Source organism: Pseudomonas sp. BAV 4579 (genome assembly GCF_009765395.1).
Lineage (GTDB): Bacteria > Pseudomonadota > Gammaproteobacteria > Pseudomonadales > Pseudomonadaceae > Chryseomonas > Chryseomonas aestiva.
Window position 1 is genome coordinate 1 of the sequence record NZ_WHOV01000073.1, and the last position, 15,741, is coordinate 15,741.

Below are 15,741 nucleotides of genomic sequence, written 5' to 3' on the forward strand. Positions count from 1 at the left end.
GCCTGTACCGCCCCTATGCGGAAGACGATCGACCCCGCCCGCTGGTGGTCTATCTGCACGGCGGTGGCTGGGTGATCGGCGACCTGGACAGCCATGACTCGCTCTGTCGCCAGATCGCCCTGGGTACCGGCTATGCGGTGCTGGCGGTGCACTATGCCCTCGCCCCCGAGCATCCGGCCCCAGCGAGCCCTGACGATGTGCTGGCCGCCCTGCACTGGCTGGCCGAGGCCGGCGGCGCCTTGCACCTCGATCTCGACCGCGTCGCCGTGGCCGGCGACAGCGCTGGCGGTGGTCTTGCGGCCATGGCCGCGCTGCACCTGCGCGAGGGACCGCTCAGGCTCAAGGCCCAGGTGCTGATCGGTGCCGGCAACGCCGTGGAGTACCACGAGCTGCCGGGCATGATCCACGGCTTCATCGAGATGCTCGGGGTGCTGCCAGGTGTGCGCTGGACGCTGGAGCGGATGAACGCCTTCCTGCGCGAGCAGCTGCAGCAGCAGGCCTGAGTCCGCCCCCCGGGTCAGATCCGGCCGAACCAGTGCAGCATCAGCCGGTAAAGGTGCTGCGGCCAGCGCGACCACCAGCCGCCCTGCTCCACCGCCTCCAGGGCCACCAGCGGGCGGGTCTGCAGGATGCGGTCACCCTCCAGCAGCTCCAGGCGGCCGACCACGGCGCCCTGGGCGATGGGCGCCACGAGCGGCTCGTCCAGCACCAGGCGGCGCTCGGGCGGTTGCTGACCCTTGGGGCGGGTCAGCACCACGTCCTGGGTCACGCCCACCGGCAGGGTCGCCTGCTCGCCCTCCCAGATCGCCGGGGTGCCCAGGGCGACGCCGGCCTTGTCGAGGCTCAGGTTGTCGAAGAAGCGATAGCCGTAGGTCAGCAGCTTCTGGGTGTCCGCCGCGCGGTTGTTGATCGAGTTGGAACCGAACACCGCGGTGATCAGCCGACGCCCGTCGCGCAGCGCCGAGGTCACCATGCAGTAGCCGGCCGCCTCGGTATGCCCGGTCTTGAGGCCGTCCACGGTGTGATCGCGCCAGAGCAGCAGATTGCGATTGGGTTGGCGGATGCCGTTCCAGGTGAAGTACTTCTTCGCATAGAGCTCATAGTAGGCCGATTCGTCCTGGATGATGGCGCGGGCCAGCAGCGCCATGTCGTAGGGCGAGGAGAAGTGCTCGGGATCGGGCAGTCCGGTGGGATTCATGAAGTGGCTGTCGTGCAGGCCGAGGCGCTGGGCCGTGGCGTTCATCAGACTGGCGAAGCTCTCGTTGCTGCCGGCGATGTGCTCCGCCAGGGCCACGCTGGCATCGTTGCCCGAGTCGATGACGATGCCCTGCAGCAGATCGTGCACCGCCACCGGGGTGCGCGGATCGAGAAACATCCGCGAGCCCTCGGTGCGCCAGGCGTACTCGCTGACGGTGACCTTGTCGTCGGCCTTGAGCTGGCCGGCCTGGATGTCACGGGTCGCCACATAGACGGTCATCAGCTTGGTCAGGCTGGCCGGCGGCAGGTGCTCGTGGGAATCCTCCTCGGCGATCACCTGGCCGGTGGTGGCATCCATCAGCACCCAGGCCTTGGCCGAGAGCTGGGGTGGCGAGGGAATCAGCACATTGGCGGCGGGTGCAGCGGCGTGCGCAGCGGCGGGTGCAGCCTCGACCTGGCCGAGCCAGGCGAGACCCAGGGCGGCGAGACCGAGGCAGAGCAAGGGGTGTTTCACGAGCGGCAGATCCGGTATGGCAGTGGGGTCCGCCATCCTGGGAGAGCCCTGCAAAGGTCTCAAATGAAGGAAAGTGAAGAAAAATTTAGGAAGCCGCGCCTCAGCCGGCGCTGGTGATGACCACCCGGGCGCCCAGCGGCTCGGCCGTCTCGATGTTCAGGCTGAAACCATGCAGGCGGACGATGGCCGCCACCAGTGACAGGCCCAGGCCGTAGCCCGGCTGCTGGCGACTGGCATCGCCGCGATAGAGCCGCCGCAGCACACTCTCGCGCTCGGCTTCGGGAATGCCGGGGCCGTCGTCGATCACCTCGATGCGCACCGCCAGGCCGACGCCGCGCGCCACCAGCCGCACCCGTCCCCCCGCGGGGGCGAACTTGAGGGCGTTGTCGAGCAGATTCACCAGCGCCTCGAACAGCAACTCGGCGTCGCCCTGCACCTCCGGTAACGCCTCGCCCAGTTCCAGGCTCAGGGTCTGGGCCTTTTCCTGGGCCAGGGGCTCGTAGAAATCATGGGCCTGGCGCAGCAGCGCGGCCAGGTCCAGGGGCGCGAAAGCCATGCGCCGTCGGGTGTCCTCCAGCTCGGAGATGCGCAGCAAGCCCTGGAAGCGCGACATGATGGCCTCGGTCTCGGCCAGGGCCTCGCCAAGGCTGTCGGCCTGGGGTTCGGCCAGGGGCAGCTGCTGCAGCTGGTGCAGGCGCGCCCGCAGCCGCGTCAGCGGGGTGCGCAGGTCATGGGCGATGCCATCGCAGACCCCCTTCACCTCGTGCATCGAGCGCTCCAGCTGGGCCAGGGTGGTGTTGACCGCGTCGGCCAGCATGTCCAGCTCGTCGTGCCGCGGCGACAGCGGCAGGCGTTCCTCAAGATGACCGGCGACGATCCGCTCCAGGCTGCGTTGCAGTCGCTCGACGCGTCGCAGCGGTCGTCGCCGCAGCAGGTGCCAGCCGACCAGCCCGGGAATCAGGGTCAGCGACAGCCCCCAGAACAGCGCCTGGCCGATGATGCCGCCCACCGCCGAAATGGAACCGCCATCGCGGGCCAGTACCAGGATGCGGCCGTCCGCGCGGCGCTGCAGAAAGGCGTGGCTGCTGCGGGTCTCGTCCAGGGCGTCGGTGGTCCTGAGGCCGCGCTGCAGGTAGTGCACCCGACCGTCGTCCGGCAGGTTGCGCAGCAGTTTGACCAGGTTGCCGGCGACATAGCGACCATCGGCCTCGAACAGGCCGTAGGCGTCGATACCGGGCATGGAATAGACCTCGCTGGCCTGCAGTTCCCCCAGCAGGTCGGCGTCGGCTACCTTGCCGTAGTAGTGCGCCCGCTGCAGCAGGGTGCGCTCCGCCACGGCGCCCAGGTAGCCGGAGATCTGCCAGTAGAGCACCCCGGTGAAGACCGCGCCCCAGGCCACGAAGAGCAACGCATAGAGCGCCAGCAGGCGGCTGCCGCCCGAGCGCCAGCGCCTAGTCCGGGACGACGAGGACATAGCCGGCTCCACGGACGGTATGCACCAGCGGCCGCCCCGCCCGTTCGATCTTGCGTCTGAGTCGCCCCATGTGCACGTCGATGATGTTGGTGCCCGGATCGAAGTGATAGCCCCAGACCTGCTCGAAGAGCATGGTGCGGGTCACCAGTTGCCCGGCGTTGCGCATCAGGTAGGTGAGGATCTTGAATTCGGTGGGCAGCAGGGCGATGGCCTCGCCGGCACGGGTCAGGGTGTTGTCGATCAGGTCCAGAGTCAGCTCCCCCACCCGCAACTGGTGGCTGGCGGACTGGGCGGCCGGCCGCCTGAGCAGCGCCTCCAGGCGCGCCATCATCTCCACCAGGGAAAAGGGCTTGGTCAGGTAGTCGTCTCCGCCGCATCTCAGGCCGCGGACGCGCTCGTCGACGTCGGACAGGGCGCTGAGCATCAGCACCGGGGTGGCGATGCCGAGGCCGCGCAGGGTGCTGACGATGGTCAGGCCATCGAAGTCCGGCAGCATGCGGTCGAGGGTGATGATGTCGTGGCCGCCGGCGATGGCCGCGGCCAGGCCGTCGCGGCCGGTGCGTTCCCAGCGTACCTGATAGTCTTGCGCCTGCAATTCGCTGACGATGGCGTGGGCGGTCACCTCGTCGTCTTCGATGACCAAAGCCTGGGTCATGATGGCCTCTGGATCTGGCGCCCGGTCTGGCGGACCGGACACCCTAGGGAAAACGCCCAGGCCGGTAAATTAAATTTTTCTTCATTCGGACTAACGCGCTTCCGCCCTGCCCGCGGTCTATCGTAGGTCTTTTCACCCTGGAGTCCTCACCATGTTTCGACGTCTGCCCACCCTCGCCCTTGGCGCCCTGCTGCTGGCCTCCACGCCGCTGCTGGCCGCGCAACCCGTCACCACCCTCACGGTGCTGAGCTCGGGCGGCATCATGGGCGCCATCCGCGAAGTCGCCCCGGCCTATGAAAAGGCCACCGGCGTGAAACTGGACATCGCCGCCGCGCCGTCCATGGGCGACACGCCCCAGGCCATCCCCCAGCGCCTGGCCCGCAACGAGCCGGCCGACGTGGTGCTGATGGTGGGTTCGGCGCTGGACAAGCTGGTCGCCAACGGCCAGGCGCTCAAGGACAGCCGCGTCGACCTGGGCCAGTCGTTCATCGCCCTGGCGGTGCGCAAGGGCGCGCCCTTGCCGGACATCGCCACCATGGACGCCTTCAAGCAGAGCCTGGAGAACGCCCAGTCGGTGGCCTATTCCGACAGCGCCAGCGGCGTCTACCTGTCGCACATCCTCTTCCCGCGCATGCAGCTGAGCGACGCCTTCAAGGCCAAGGCGCGCATGATCCCCGCTGAGCCGGTGGGCGAAGTCGTCGCCCGCGGTGACGCCCAGCTGGGCTTCCAGCAACTGAGCGAGTTGAAGCCGGTGCAGGGCATCGACATCGTCGGCCTGATCCCCGACCAGGCGCAGAAGATGACCCTCTATTCCGGCGCCGTGGTCAGCAAGAGCACGCACCCGGATGCGGCCCGCGCCCTGCTGCAGTACCTGGCCTCGAAGGACGCCGCCAAGGCCATCCAGGACAGCGGTCTCAAGCCCATCCCCGCCCAGCCATAAGGGCCAGGCCGCCGGCGTCAGACGAAGAAGGAAATGGCGCCGGTGGCCAGGGCGAGTACGGTGATGACCAGGGAGGTCAGTACCGCCCATTTGACGGTGGCCTTCTGGAAGTCGCCGATGTCGCGGTCGACCATGCCCACCAGCAGCAGCGTCGAGGCCACCAGCGGACTCATCAGGTGCACCGGCTGGCCCAGCACCGAGGCGCGGGCGATCTCCACCGGATCGATCCCATAGGCCGCGGCGGCATTGGCCAGGATGGGCACCACGCCGAAGTAGTAGGCATCGTTGGACAGCACGAAGGTCAGCGGCATGCTGGTGATGGCCACCACCAGCGGGAACCAGTGGCCCCAGGCCGGCGGAATCCAGTCGACCAGGGTCTGGGCCAGGGCGTCGACCATCTTGGTGCCGGAAAAGATGCCGGCGAAGATGCCTGCGGCGAACACCAGCAGCACCACGGTCATGGCGTTGCCCGAGTGCGCCAGGATGCGCTCCTTCTGCAACTCCAGCTGCGGGTAGTTGATCATCAGCGCCAGCACGAAGCCGATCATGAACAGGATGGCCGCGTGCATCACGCCCATGACCAGGGCGGTCATCACCGCGATCACCAGCACCAGATTGACGTAGGCCAGGCGGGGGCGCTTGTTCGGCGAGTCACCGAGGATCTCCTCGATATAGCACTTGCTGCCCGCCGCCCCGCCGCTTTCCAGGGCGACGTTGCCGATCCGCGCGCGCTCGCGGCGACCGAGCAGGAAGGCGGTGAAGACCACCCAGGCCGCCCCGCCGATCACCGTGGGCAGCATGGGAATGAAGTAGGCGGTGGCGTCCAGCCCCAGCGCGGCGATGGCGCGGGTGGCCGGGCCGCCCCAGGGACTCATGCCGCTCATGATGCTCAGCGAAAGCATTGAGACGGTCGCCAGCACCATGGGATTCATGCCGATGCGCTTGTACAGCGGCAGCATGGCGGCGCAGGTGATCATGTAGGTGGTGGTGCCGTCGCCGTCCAGGGCCACCAGCAGCGACAGCAGCGCGGTGCCGATGGCGATCTTCACCGGGTCGCCGTTGACCCGCTTGAGGATCTTGCGGATCAGCGGATCGAACAGTCCGGCATCGATCATCAGGCCGAAGAAGAGGATGGCGAACAGCAGCAGCGCCGCCGAGGGCGCCACCATCTTCAGGCCGTCGAGCATCATCTTGCCGGTGGTGGGGGCGAAGCCACCGATGAGGGCGAAGACGATGGGCACCACGGTGAGCGCCACGATGGGCGACAGACGTTTGCTCATGATCAGGTAGGTGAAGGTCACCACCATGATCAGACCGAGAAGCGCGAGCATAGGCATATCCCTTGTTCTTGTTGTGGGTCTGGCCAGACGCGGGCCAGCCGATCCCCGCCTCCGGCCAGCTGACGGCGCGGAGGTGGGAGTGCAGCGGTAGCGGGGTTGGACCGATCAGGCGTGGGGACGGGCGTCCGGTGCCGTCCACTCGGCGGCCTCGGGCAGCGCCAGGGGTTCGGCCTTGCCGGTTTCCAGGGCGCGCATCAGCTTGTCGCGGTCGCAGGCGTCCTCGCCCAGCGCGATCACCACCGTGGCCACGGCGTTGCTGGCCAGGCTGGTCAGGGCGCGGGCCTCGGACATGAAGCGGTCGATGCCGATGAGCAACGCCAGACCGGCCAGGGGAATGTCATGGATCACGGTGAGGGTCGAGGCCAGGGCGACGAAGCCGCTGCCGGTCACCCCTGCCGCACCCTTGGAGGACAGCAGCATGATCGCCAGCATGGTCAGGGTCTGGCCGAGGGTGAGGTCGATGTTGCAGGCCTGGGCGATGAAGACCGCAGCCAGCGACAGGTAGATGGCGGTGCCATCCAGGTTGAAGGAGTAGCCGGTGGGCAGCACCAGGCCGACCACGCCCTTCTTGCAGCCCAGGCCTTCGAGCTTCTGCAGCATCCGCGGCAGCACCGGCTCGGTGGATGAGGTGCCGAGCACCACCAGGAATTCCTCGCGGAAGTAGCGCAGCAGCTTCCACAGGCTGAAGCCGCGCGAGCGGCACAGCGCGCCCAGCACCACGAAGACGAAGAAGGCGCAGGCGATGTAGAGGGTGGCGATCAGCTTGGCCAGGGAACCCAGCGAGGTGATGCCGTACTGGCCGACGGTAAAGGCCAGGGCACCAAAGGCACCCACCGGCGCGAAGCGCATCAGGTAGCCGAAGATGCGAAAGACCATCTGCGACGCCGACTCCAGCACCTCCAGCACCGGCCGGCCGCGCTCGCCCATGGCGGAGAGCGCGAAGCCGCACAGCACGGCAATGAACAGCACCGGCAGCACCTCACCCTTGTTGAACGCCCCCATGAAGGTGTCCGGGATGATGTGCATGAAGAAGTCCACCACGCTGAGCTTGGCCGCCGACGCCGTGTACTGGGCGATGCTGGCGGTGCTCAGGGTCGCGGGATCGATGTTCATGCCCACGCCGGGCTGGAACAGATAGACCGCGCCGAGGCCGATGAACAGGCTGAGGACGGTGAGCACCAGGAACAGCAGCAGCGTCTTGCCCATCAGCCGACCCAGGGTGCTCTTGTCGGTCATGCCGGCGATGCCGGTGACGATGGTGCAGAACACCACCGGGGCGATCATCATCTTGATCAGCTTGATGAAGGCGTCACCCAGGGGCTTGAGCGCGACGGCCTGTTGCGCCCAGAAGTGACCGACCAGCACCCCGAGGACCACGGCGCAGAGGATCTGGAAGTACAGCGATTTGGCAAGTTTCATGGGGCATCACCGTTTATTGAAGTTGTGCGGATGCGCTGGTGGTTGGGGGGATATCGCTTTAGCTGGCAAGCCTCCGCGCGGTGGGCGCGTACACGTGGCCGGCGAACAGGCGGCGCGCGGTCCGGACGACCGAGGCCTGGATGGTAGTGCCGTCCGCGCCGCCGCGCGACAGCACGACGTCGATCCCGCCGCTGGGATGCTCCAGGCGGACGTGGGTCAGGTCACGCGCCGACTCGCCGAGCAGCGCCATCACCACCGTGTCCGCGGTGACGCAGGCGGTGGCCAGGCCGATGGAACCGGTGATGGCCAGGGCGCGGTGGCAGCTGTGCGGCATGAAATAGCGCACCTGCAGGGTGCCGCCGTGCTGCGGCCGGGAGACCAGTACCGGCTTGGGGATCACCTTGCCGCTGACATCGCCCAGGCCCATGGCCCGGCCCGCCTGCAGACGCAGGGCTTCCAGCCGCGCCAGCAGCGCCGTGTTGGCGTCCAGCTCGGCCGGCCGCTCGCTGCCGGTCACACCCAGGTGGCGGGCCTCGACGACCATCATCGGCATGGCCATGTCGATGCAGGTCACCGGCACGCCGTCGAAGACATCGGTAGCCTGGCCGGTGGGAAACAGCTTGCCGGTCTTGCTGCCCACGGCGTCGAGAAAGGTCAGCTGCACCGGCGCGGCGGTGCCGGGCACGCCGTCGATGGCGGTGTCGCCTTCATAGCGCACCAGGCCGCCGGGCGTATGCACCAGCGAATCGACGAAGCTGTTGGTGTTGAGGTTGCGGATGCGCACCAGCGTCTTGCCGTCCTCAGCGGCGACCAGCCCCTGCTCCACGGCGAAGGGACCCACGGCACAGAGCATGTTGCCGCAGTTGGGCGCGGTATCGACGCGGCGCTCGGCGACCATCACCTGGACGAAGAGATAGTCCACGTCGGCATCGGGATGGCTGGACGGGCTGATGATGGCGACCTTGCTGGTCTGGGGGCTGCCGCCACCAATGCCGTCGATTTCCAGTTCGTGACCGGCACCCATGAGGTCGATCAGCATCTCGTCGCGCTGGACGGGATCGCTGGGCAGGTCGCTGGCGAGGAAGAAGGGGCCTTTGGAGGTACCGCCTCGCATGAGAACGCAGGGAATACGTTGCATAACTGCTGACTCTTGTTGATCAATAGCGGTTATTGATGTTCTGGAGGCAAGATTGGCAGCCGGACATAAATCTATCCAATGCAAATATCAGCGCTATTATTCCACTTGGATAATCAATGACGTCGAGGTTCCGAGGCAGGGCAATCATGGACTACGAGCTGCAAGACATTCGATCTTTCGTGAAGATCGCCGAACTGGGGAGCTTCCACGAGGCCGCCGACGCCCTGCACCTGTCGCAGCCGGCCCTGAGCCGGCGCATCAAGAAGCTGGAAGACGGCCTGGGCACGCCCTTGCTCGAACGCACCACTCGTCGCGTCGGCCTCACCAGCGTCGGCCGCGATTTCCTGCCCAAGGCGCGCCGCCTGCTGGACGACTTCGAGGATTCCATCCTCAGCATCCGCGAACTGGCCGAGCGCCAGACCGGCCAGGTCACCCTGGCCTGCATCCCCACCGCGGCCTTCTACTTCCTGCCCTCGGTGATCCGCCAGTACAACGAGCAATACCCCAAGATCCGCATCCGGCTGCTGGACCTCAGCGCCAACAACGGCCTGGAGGCCGTACTGCGCGGGGAGGCCGACTTCGGCATCAACATGCTCAGCGGCCAGCACCCGGACATCGAATTCGTCCCCCTGGTGCAAGAGCAATTCGTGCTGGCCTGCCGGCGTGACCACGAACTGGCCGGGCGCCCGTCGATCAGTTGGGCCGAGCTGGTCGAGCACCGGCTGATCGGCGTGGGGCGCCTCAGCGGCAACCGGGTGCTGCTCGACCATGCCCTCTCCGCGCGCGGCATCCGCCCCAAGTGGTTCTACGAGGTGCAGCACCTGTCCACCTCCCTGGGCATGGTGGAAGCCGGCCTCGGCGTCTCGGCCATGCCCAGCCTGGCCATGCCGGACGCCGACCACCCGACCCTGGTCAGCGTGCCCCTCACCGATCCGGAAGTGACCCGTACCCTCGGCCTGGTCTCGCGCCGCGGCGCCTCGCTGTCGCCCGCCGCGGAAAAATTCGTCGCCATCCTGCTCGGCCAGTGGAAGACCGAACAGCCCTAGTTCGCGCCATGCACACGCCCTTGTCCTGAACAGAAGCGGCCAAGCGCCAGTATCCAGTGAACGTCGTGTCGCCTTGGGCGGTCTGTTGGCTGCAACAACTGGTTACGGTCAGGTCCGCTCATGTCCCTAGCGCGAATATCGCGTCCTTCTACTCCTCGTCCGGGGAGCACCTCGCGGCACCGCTCAGGCGTCCGGGCGCTGGCCGGCCTGGTGCTCGCCGCTTCGCTCACGGGCTGTTCGCCGCTGCAGCACGGCTTTCTCGCCCCGGCCGGCCTCGCCGCTAGCGGCGAACGCGACCTGCTGCTGTGGATCGTCGGCCTGGCGCTGGTGGTGGTGCTGCCAGTGATCCTGCTCACCCCGCTGATCGTCTGGCGCTATCGCCACGGCAACAGGCGCGCCGCCTACCGGCCACGCTGGGAGTTTTCCTGGCTGCTGGACGTCTTCGCCTGGGGCGTGCCGGCGCTGATCGTCGCGGTGCTGGCCTTCCTGGTCTGGACCCGCACCCACAGTCTGGACCCCTATCGCTCGCCGACGCCCGGCGAGGCGCCGCTGGAGGTCCAGGTGATCGGCCTGGACTGGAAGTGGCTGTTTCTCTATCCCGAACAGGGCATCGCCACGGTCAATGAGCTGGTCCTGCCGGCGGGGCGGCCGATACAGCTCAGGCTCACCAGCGATACGGTGATGCAATCCCTGCTGCTGCCGCGCCTGGGCGGCCAGATCTATGCCATGGCCGGCATGCAGACCCAGCGCTATCTGCAGATTCCGGCGCCCGGTCAGTTCGAGGGCCGCAATGCCCAGTACAGCGGCGAAGGTTTCCAGGACCAGCACTTCCCGATCCGGGTGCTGGCGGAGGCGGATTTCCAGGCCTGGAGCCGACAGGTCGGTCAGGCCCGCGAAGCCCTGGACTGCGCCCATTACCAGGTGCTGGCCCGTCCCGGCACCCTGGAGCAGGCCGCCGAGTGGCGCCTGACCCAACCCGCCCTGTTCGCCTGGGTGCTGGCGCGCTATCGCCAGGACCCGGTACCCACCTGTGCCACCTTTACCGGAGCCGCCCATGACTGATTCCTCGGCCATCTGGCACCTGCTGTTCGGCCGCCTGGGCTACGACGCCCTGCCCTTCTACAGCCTGATCGCCACCTGCGGCGCCAGCGTGGTGATCCTTGGCGCCCTGGCCGCTGCGGGGGCGATCACCTGGCTCGGCAAGTGGCGCTATCTCTGGCAGGAATGGTTCACCAGCCTGGACCACAAGCGCATCGGCATCATGTACGTCGTCCTGGCGCTGGTGATGTTCAGCCGCGGCGTAGTGGAAGGCGTGATGATGCGCACCCAGCAGGCGCTGGCCATCGATGCGCCGGGCTACCTGCCGCCGGAACACTTCGGCCAGCTGTTCAGCACCCACGGCACCATCATGGTGTTCTTCGTCGCCATGCCCTTTCTCACCGGGCTGATCAACTTCGTCATGCCGCTGCAGATCGGCGCCCGCGACGTGCGCTTTCCCCTGCTCAACGCCATCAGCCTCTGGCTGACCGTGGCCGGTGCCGCCCTGGTGATGGTGTCCCTGGTGCTGGGGCGCTTTTCCACCGGCGGCTGGAGCGGCTATCCGCCCTATACCGGCGTCGAATACCAGCCCGGCGTCGGCCCCGACTACTGGATCTGGGCGCTGACCCTGAGCTCCCTGGGCAGCACCCTCACCGGCCTCAACTTCGCGGTCACCCTCTACAAGGAAAGAGCGCCGGGGATGCGCCTGTTCCATATGTCGCTGTTCAGCTGGACGGCGCTGTGCACCAGCATCCTGATGATCTTTGCCATGCCGCCGCTGACCGTGGCCACCCTGCTGCTGGCCCTGGACCGCTACCTGGACTTCCACTTCTTCACCAATACCCAGGGCGGCAACCTGATGAACTACATCAACCTGTTCTGGCTGTTCGGCCACCCGGAGGTGTACATCCTGATCCTGCCGGCCTTCGGGGTGTTTTCCGAGGTCTTCGCCACCTTTTCCACCAAGCGGCTCTATGGCTACCACTCGCTGGTCTGGGCCACCCTGGTGATCGCCGTGCTGTCCTTTACCGTGTGGCTGCACCACTTCTTCACCATGGGCCAGAGCCCCAGAATCAACGCCGTCTTCGGCATCGCCACCATGCTCATCGGCATTCCCACCGGGGTGAAGATCTACGACTGGATGGCGACCATGTTCCGCGGTCGCATCCGCCTGACCACGCCGCTGATCTACGCGGTGATGTTCATCATGCTGTTCGTGATTGGCGGCCTCACCGGCATCACCCTGGCCACGCCGCCCGTGGACTACCAGGTGCACAACACCGTCTACCTGGTCGCCCACTTCCACAACATGCTGATCCCGGGAATGCTGTTCGGCATGCTGGCGGGCTACCACTTCTGGTTCCCCAAGGCCTTTGGCTTTCGCCTCGACGAGCGCTGGGGCCGCATCGCCGCGCTGAATTTCGGCCTGGGCTTCATCCTCGCCTTCATGCCCCTGTATGTGCTGGGCGTCTCCGGTCTGCCGCGGCGCAGCCAGGCCATCCACAACCCCGATTTCGCTCCGCTGCTGTGGGTCGCCGAACTCGGCGCGGTGGTGCTGCTGGCCGCCCTGGGCAGCCTGGTGATTCAGCTGGTGGTGAGCATCCGGCGCCGCGACAGTGCGCGGGTGCCGGCGGGTGATCCCTGGAATGGCCGCACCCTGGAATGGGCGGTCGCCGCGCCGCCGCCGGAGTACAACTTCGCCGTGCCGCTGCCGATCAACGACCGCGACCCCTTCACCTGGCTCAAGGAACAGGGCCTGGCCTACGACCGGCCGCGGACCTATGCCGATCTGGTGCTTCCCAGGAACAGCGCCGTACCGGCCATCGTCGGCGCGGCGGGCTTCGCCTGCGCCTTCGGCCTGGTCTGGCACATCGGCTGGATGGCCGTCCTGGGGCTGCTGGTGGCCTGGGGCGCGGTGATCGCCCGCAGCTTCCAGCGCGATACCGAGCGACTTATCTCGGCGGCGGACATTCGGCGCGAGCATGAGGCCTGGCTGAATGAGGTCGCCGCGACCCGCCCCGTCACGCGCGACGAGGAAACCGGGCCGGGCAATCGTGGCCTGGCGGAGATGGGGCCATGAGTTCGCGTGATATGAACCACGCCGGCCTCAACGTCGGTCACACCGATCACGCGACCCACGCCGAGGCCGAATACTCACTGTTCGGCTTCTGGATCTTCCTGATGAGCGACGCCCTGGTGTTCGCGCTGCTGTTCGCCATCTATGCGACGCTGCAGCACGCCACCGCCGGGGGACCGGTGGCCCGGGACGTCTTCGAGATCGGCAGTGTCACCGTCCAGACCCTGGTGCTGCTGGCTAGCAGCTTTACCTACGGCCTGGCGTCGCTGGCGATGAAGTACCACGAGGGTCGCCTGCGGCCCCTGGTGACCTGGCTGCTGGTGACGCTGGCCCTGGGGCTGGTGTTCCTCGGCCTGGAGGTGCACGACTTCCTCGGCATGGCGGACAAGGGCGCCCTGCCCCAGCGCAGCGCCTTTCTCTCGGCCTGCTTCGCCCTGGTGGGCATGCACGGGGTGCACGTCGCCAGCGGCTGCCTGTGGCTGGTGGTGATGCTGGTGCAACTGAGGATGTTCGGCCTGGATACGCCGCTGAAAACCCGGCTGATGCGCCTGGGCCTGTTCTGGCATTTTCTCGATATCGTCTGGGTCGCCATCCTGTCGGTGGTCTACCTGCAGGGGCTGTTGCCATGAAGCGTGACGACTATCGCCGCGAACTGGCGAGCTATGTGATCGGCCTGATGCTGGCGGTGACGCTGAGCCTGATTCCCATCGGCCTGGTGCTCTTCCCGAACTGGCCACGCGGGACCACCCTGGGCGTCATCTTCGGCCTGGGCCTGCTGCAGATCCTGGTGCACCTGCGCTGCTTTCTGTATATCAGCCTGGGTCGCTCGCACCGCCACGACCTCTATCTGCTGCTGTTCACCAGCCTGATCCTGGTGCTGATGGTGGTGGGTAGCCTGATCGTGCTGGGCGATCTTCATCACCGCATGGGTTGATACCGGTCACCGTCCCGCAAGACGGCAACCGGGTCATCACCTACCTTACTGGGTGCGCGTCACCCGCCAGACGGTATTGGCCAGGTCGTCGGCGATGATCACGCCGCCACGTTGGTCCACCGCCACCCCGACCGGTCGGCCGCGGGTCTTGCCGTCGTCGCCAAAGAATCCGGTGGCGAAGTCGATGGGCTCGCCAGCCGGACGGCCCTGCTGGAAGGGCACGAAGACCACGCGGTAGCCCACCGGCTTGTCGCGGTTCCAGCTGCCGTGTTCGCCAACGAAGACCCCATCGGTGAACTGACCGCCCACCGCCGCGGTGGCGAAGGTCACGCCCAGGGCGGCGACGTGGGAGCCCAGGCTGTAGTCGGGCTTGATGGCCGCGGCCACCTTGGCCGGATCCTGCGGCTGGGCGCGGGTGTCGACGTTCTGCCCCCAGTAGCTGTAGGGCCAGCCGTAGAAGCCGCCCTCGCGGATGGAGGTCAGGTAGTCCGGCACCAGGTCCGGGCCGATCTCGTCGCGCTCGTTGGCCACCGCCCACAGCTGGCCGCTGTCGGGCTGGATGGCCAGGGCGGTGGGATTGCGCACCCCGGTGGCATAGCTCTTGTGCGCGCCGCTCTGGGCATCGATCTGCCAGATCACCGCGCGATCCACCTCGACATCCATGCCGCGCTCGCCGACGTTGCTGTTGGAGCCGATGCCCACATAAAGGTAGCGTCCATCGGCGCTGGCGGCGAGGGACTTGGTCCAGTGGTGATTGATCGCCGCCGGCAGGTCCACCAGCTTATCCGGCGCGCCGCTGGCCTGGGTCTGGCCGTCCTGGTAGGGAAAGCTGACCAGGGCGTCCTGGTTGGCCACGTAGATCCGGCCATTGGCGAAGGCCAGGCCATAGGGCGCGTTGAGATTCTCGGCAAACACGGTCTTGAGTTCGTATTTGCCATCGCCGTCGGCATCGCGCAGCAGGGTCAGGCGATTGCCACCCTTCACCTGGGTGTTGCCCTGGGCCTTGATGTAGCCGGCGATGACGTCCTTGGGCTTCAGCTTCGGCGCGTTGCCGCCGCGGCCCTCGGCCACCAGGATGTCGCCGTTGGGCAGCACCAGCATCTGCCGCGGAATGCGCAGGTCAGTGGCGATGGCGGTGATGGTGTAGCCCTGGGGCACGCTGGGGGTGCGATCGCCCCAGGGGGCCGGCTCGGCGATCTTCATGCTCGGCAGGAGGCCGCGCTGGGGTTCGGGCAGCTTGGGATCGGGTCCGCGCGCCTGGGTGTCGGCACCGCCTTCGTTGCCGCAGGCGGCCAGCAGCACGGCCAGACCAAGGACGCTCAAGGCTCTTGGAGTGCTCATCGAACCACCTCCGAACGCAGATTGGACAGCGCGATCCAGGCGGCCACCAGGCTCAGCACCGAAACCACCACCGAGAGGATCAGCCCGGCGGGCATCACCGCCCAGGCATCCTTGGCGTGTTCGAAGGCATTGACCAGCCCCAGCACCCAGGCCAGCAGCAGCAGGAGGAAATAGGCCGCCGGCCGGCGACCGCGGAAGCGCGCGCCGAACAGATTGCCGAGGGCGAACAGTAGGGCCAGCCCGGACAGCAACAGCGCCCCGGCGATCAGCCAGGCGGCGAAGTTGGCCCACTGGATCTGCATCGTCTGGTAGTAGGCGATATCGCTGAGCAGGCCGCCGATGAACAGCGGGACGGAGCCGGCCAGCAGCAGCGCGTGCAGCGGGCCGGGCCGGACAGGGTGGTAATGATGGGCAGCTACGGTCACTGACGACTCCTTTTCTAGACGGGACGTGGCAGGGCCGGGCAGCCACTGCGCAACGCAAGACGCACTGAAAAGGATTGCGCGCGCCCGGGGTTAGTTCAGCCGCTGCGCCTGGCGGACACCTCTTGCAAAAGAAGAGATAATGACAGTCTCGTTGCAGCCACGGCCTCTGCCAGGCGCCTGTCCGGCAATGCCGCCGGTGCATC

General features: G+C 67.2%; 15 protein-coding genes. 7 read left to right on the forward strand and 8 right to left on the reverse strand.

Annotated elements, in window-relative coordinates; all coding sequences use genetic code 11:
* On the forward strand, nt 1-503 hold a 503-nt coding region (locus GSQ95_RS15275), incomplete at its 5' end, for an alpha/beta hydrolase (protein WP_158973842.1).
* Nucleotides 504-517: 14 nt separating this feature from the next.
* Here GSQ95_RS15275 and GSQ95_RS15280 read toward each other — a convergent pair.
* The 3 genes from GSQ95_RS15280 to GSQ95_RS15290 form a co-directional block, all read right to left on the reverse strand.
* The gene (locus GSQ95_RS15280; protein ID WP_372240093.1) at nt 518-1,675 is read right to left on the reverse strand and encodes a D-alanyl-D-alanine carboxypeptidase family protein; all 1,158 of its coding nucleotides are present in this window, start codon (nt 1,673-1,675) and stop codon (nt 518-520) included.
* Nucleotides 1,676-1,811: 136 nt separating this feature from the next.
* A complete protein-coding gene (locus tag GSQ95_RS15285) occupies nt 1,812-3,185 on the reverse strand; it encodes a HAMP domain-containing sensor histidine kinase (protein WP_158895833.1) in 1,374 nt (457 codons plus the stop codon).
* Nucleotides 3,163-3,840 (reverse strand): response regulator transcription factor, encoded by a 678-nt coding sequence (locus GSQ95_RS15290; RefSeq protein WP_158895831.1) that lies wholly within the window; start codon nt 3,838-3,840, stop codon nt 3,163-3,165. Before GSQ95_RS15290 ends, GSQ95_RS15285 begins: the two co-directional genes overlap by 23 nt.
* Before the next feature lie 151 nt (nt 3,841-3,991).
* Here GSQ95_RS15290 and GSQ95_RS15295 point away from each other — a divergent pair, with 151 nt between their 5' ends.
* The gene (locus tag GSQ95_RS15295; protein WP_158895829.1) at nt 3,992-4,780 is read left to right on the forward strand and encodes an extracellular solute-binding protein; all 789 of its coding nucleotides are present in this window, start codon (nt 3,992-3,994) and stop codon (nt 4,778-4,780) included.
* Between the two features lie 17 nt (nt 4,781-4,797).
* On the opposite strand, the gene GSQ95_RS15300 is transcribed toward GSQ95_RS15295, so the two are convergent.
* The 3 genes from GSQ95_RS15300 to GSQ95_RS15310 form a co-directional block, all read right to left on the reverse strand.
* Nucleotides 4,798-6,111: a CitMHS family transporter gene (locus GSQ95_RS15300; RefSeq protein WP_158895827.1), complete on the reverse strand. Its 1,314-nt coding sequence runs from the start codon at nt 6,109-6,111 to the stop codon at nt 4,798-4,800.
* 114 nt (nt 6,112-6,225) lie between these two features.
* Nucleotides 6,226-7,539 (reverse strand): C4-dicarboxylate transporter DctA, encoded by a 1,314-nt coding sequence (dctA, locus tag GSQ95_RS15305; protein WP_158895825.1) that lies wholly within the window; start codon nt 7,537-7,539, stop codon nt 6,226-6,228.
* 58 nt (nt 7,540-7,597) lie between these two features.
* Entirely contained in the window at nt 7,598-8,677 is a 1,080-nt protein-coding gene (locus GSQ95_RS15310) for a 4-oxalomesaconate tautomerase (RefSeq protein ID WP_158895823.1), read from the reverse strand.
* Nucleotides 8,678-8,823: 146 nt separating this feature from the next.
* On the opposite strand from GSQ95_RS15310, the gene GSQ95_RS15315 reads away from it, so the two are divergent.
* The 5 genes from GSQ95_RS15315 to GSQ95_RS15335 all read left to right on the forward strand — a co-directional run bounded on the left by GSQ95_RS15315 (nt 8,824) and on the right by GSQ95_RS15335 (nt 13,772).
* Entirely contained in the window at nt 8,824-9,723 is a 900-nt protein-coding gene (locus tag GSQ95_RS15315; protein WP_158895821.1) for a LysR family transcriptional regulator, read from the forward strand.
* A 210-nt stretch (nt 9,724-9,933) separates the two neighbouring features.
* Nucleotides 9,934-10,785, forward strand: coding sequence for a ubiquinol oxidase subunit II (locus GSQ95_RS15320; RefSeq protein WP_256664599.1), 852 nt, complete (start codon nt 9,934-9,936; stop codon nt 10,783-10,785).
* A gap of 22 nt (nt 10,786-10,807) precedes the next feature.
* Nucleotides 10,808-12,841 (forward strand): cbb3-type cytochrome c oxidase subunit I, encoded by a 2,034-nt coding sequence (locus GSQ95_RS15325; protein ID WP_372241642.1) that lies wholly within the window; start codon nt 10,808-10,810, stop codon nt 12,839-12,841.
* Complete coding sequence (locus GSQ95_RS15330) at nt 12,838-13,467, forward strand: cytochrome c oxidase subunit 3 (protein ID WP_158894370.1); 630 nt, start codon at nt 12,838-12,840, stop codon at nt 13,465-13,467. Before GSQ95_RS15325 ends, GSQ95_RS15330 begins: the two co-directional genes overlap by 4 nt.
* Nucleotides 13,464-13,772, forward strand: coding sequence for a cytochrome o ubiquinol/quinol oxidase subunit IV (locus GSQ95_RS15335; RefSeq protein WP_158894373.1), 309 nt, complete (start codon nt 13,464-13,466; stop codon nt 13,770-13,772). The genes GSQ95_RS15330 and GSQ95_RS15335 overlap by 4 nt, the downstream gene beginning before the upstream one ends.
* A 45-nt stretch (nt 13,773-13,817) precedes the next feature.
* Here the strand turns inward: GSQ95_RS15335 and GSQ95_RS15340 are convergent, their stop codons facing one another.
* Nucleotides 13,818-15,113 (reverse strand): sorbosone dehydrogenase family protein, encoded by a 1,296-nt coding sequence (locus GSQ95_RS15340; RefSeq protein ID WP_158894375.1) that lies wholly within the window; start codon nt 15,111-15,113, stop codon nt 13,818-13,820.
* On the reverse strand, nt 15,110-15,538 hold the full coding sequence (locus GSQ95_RS15345) for a DUF2231 domain-containing protein (protein WP_158894380.1): 429 nt from the start codon (nt 15,536-15,538) through the stop codon (nt 15,110-15,112). Before GSQ95_RS15345 ends, GSQ95_RS15340 begins: the two co-directional genes overlap by 4 nt.
* Nucleotides 15,539-15,741 lie beyond the last annotated feature (203 nt).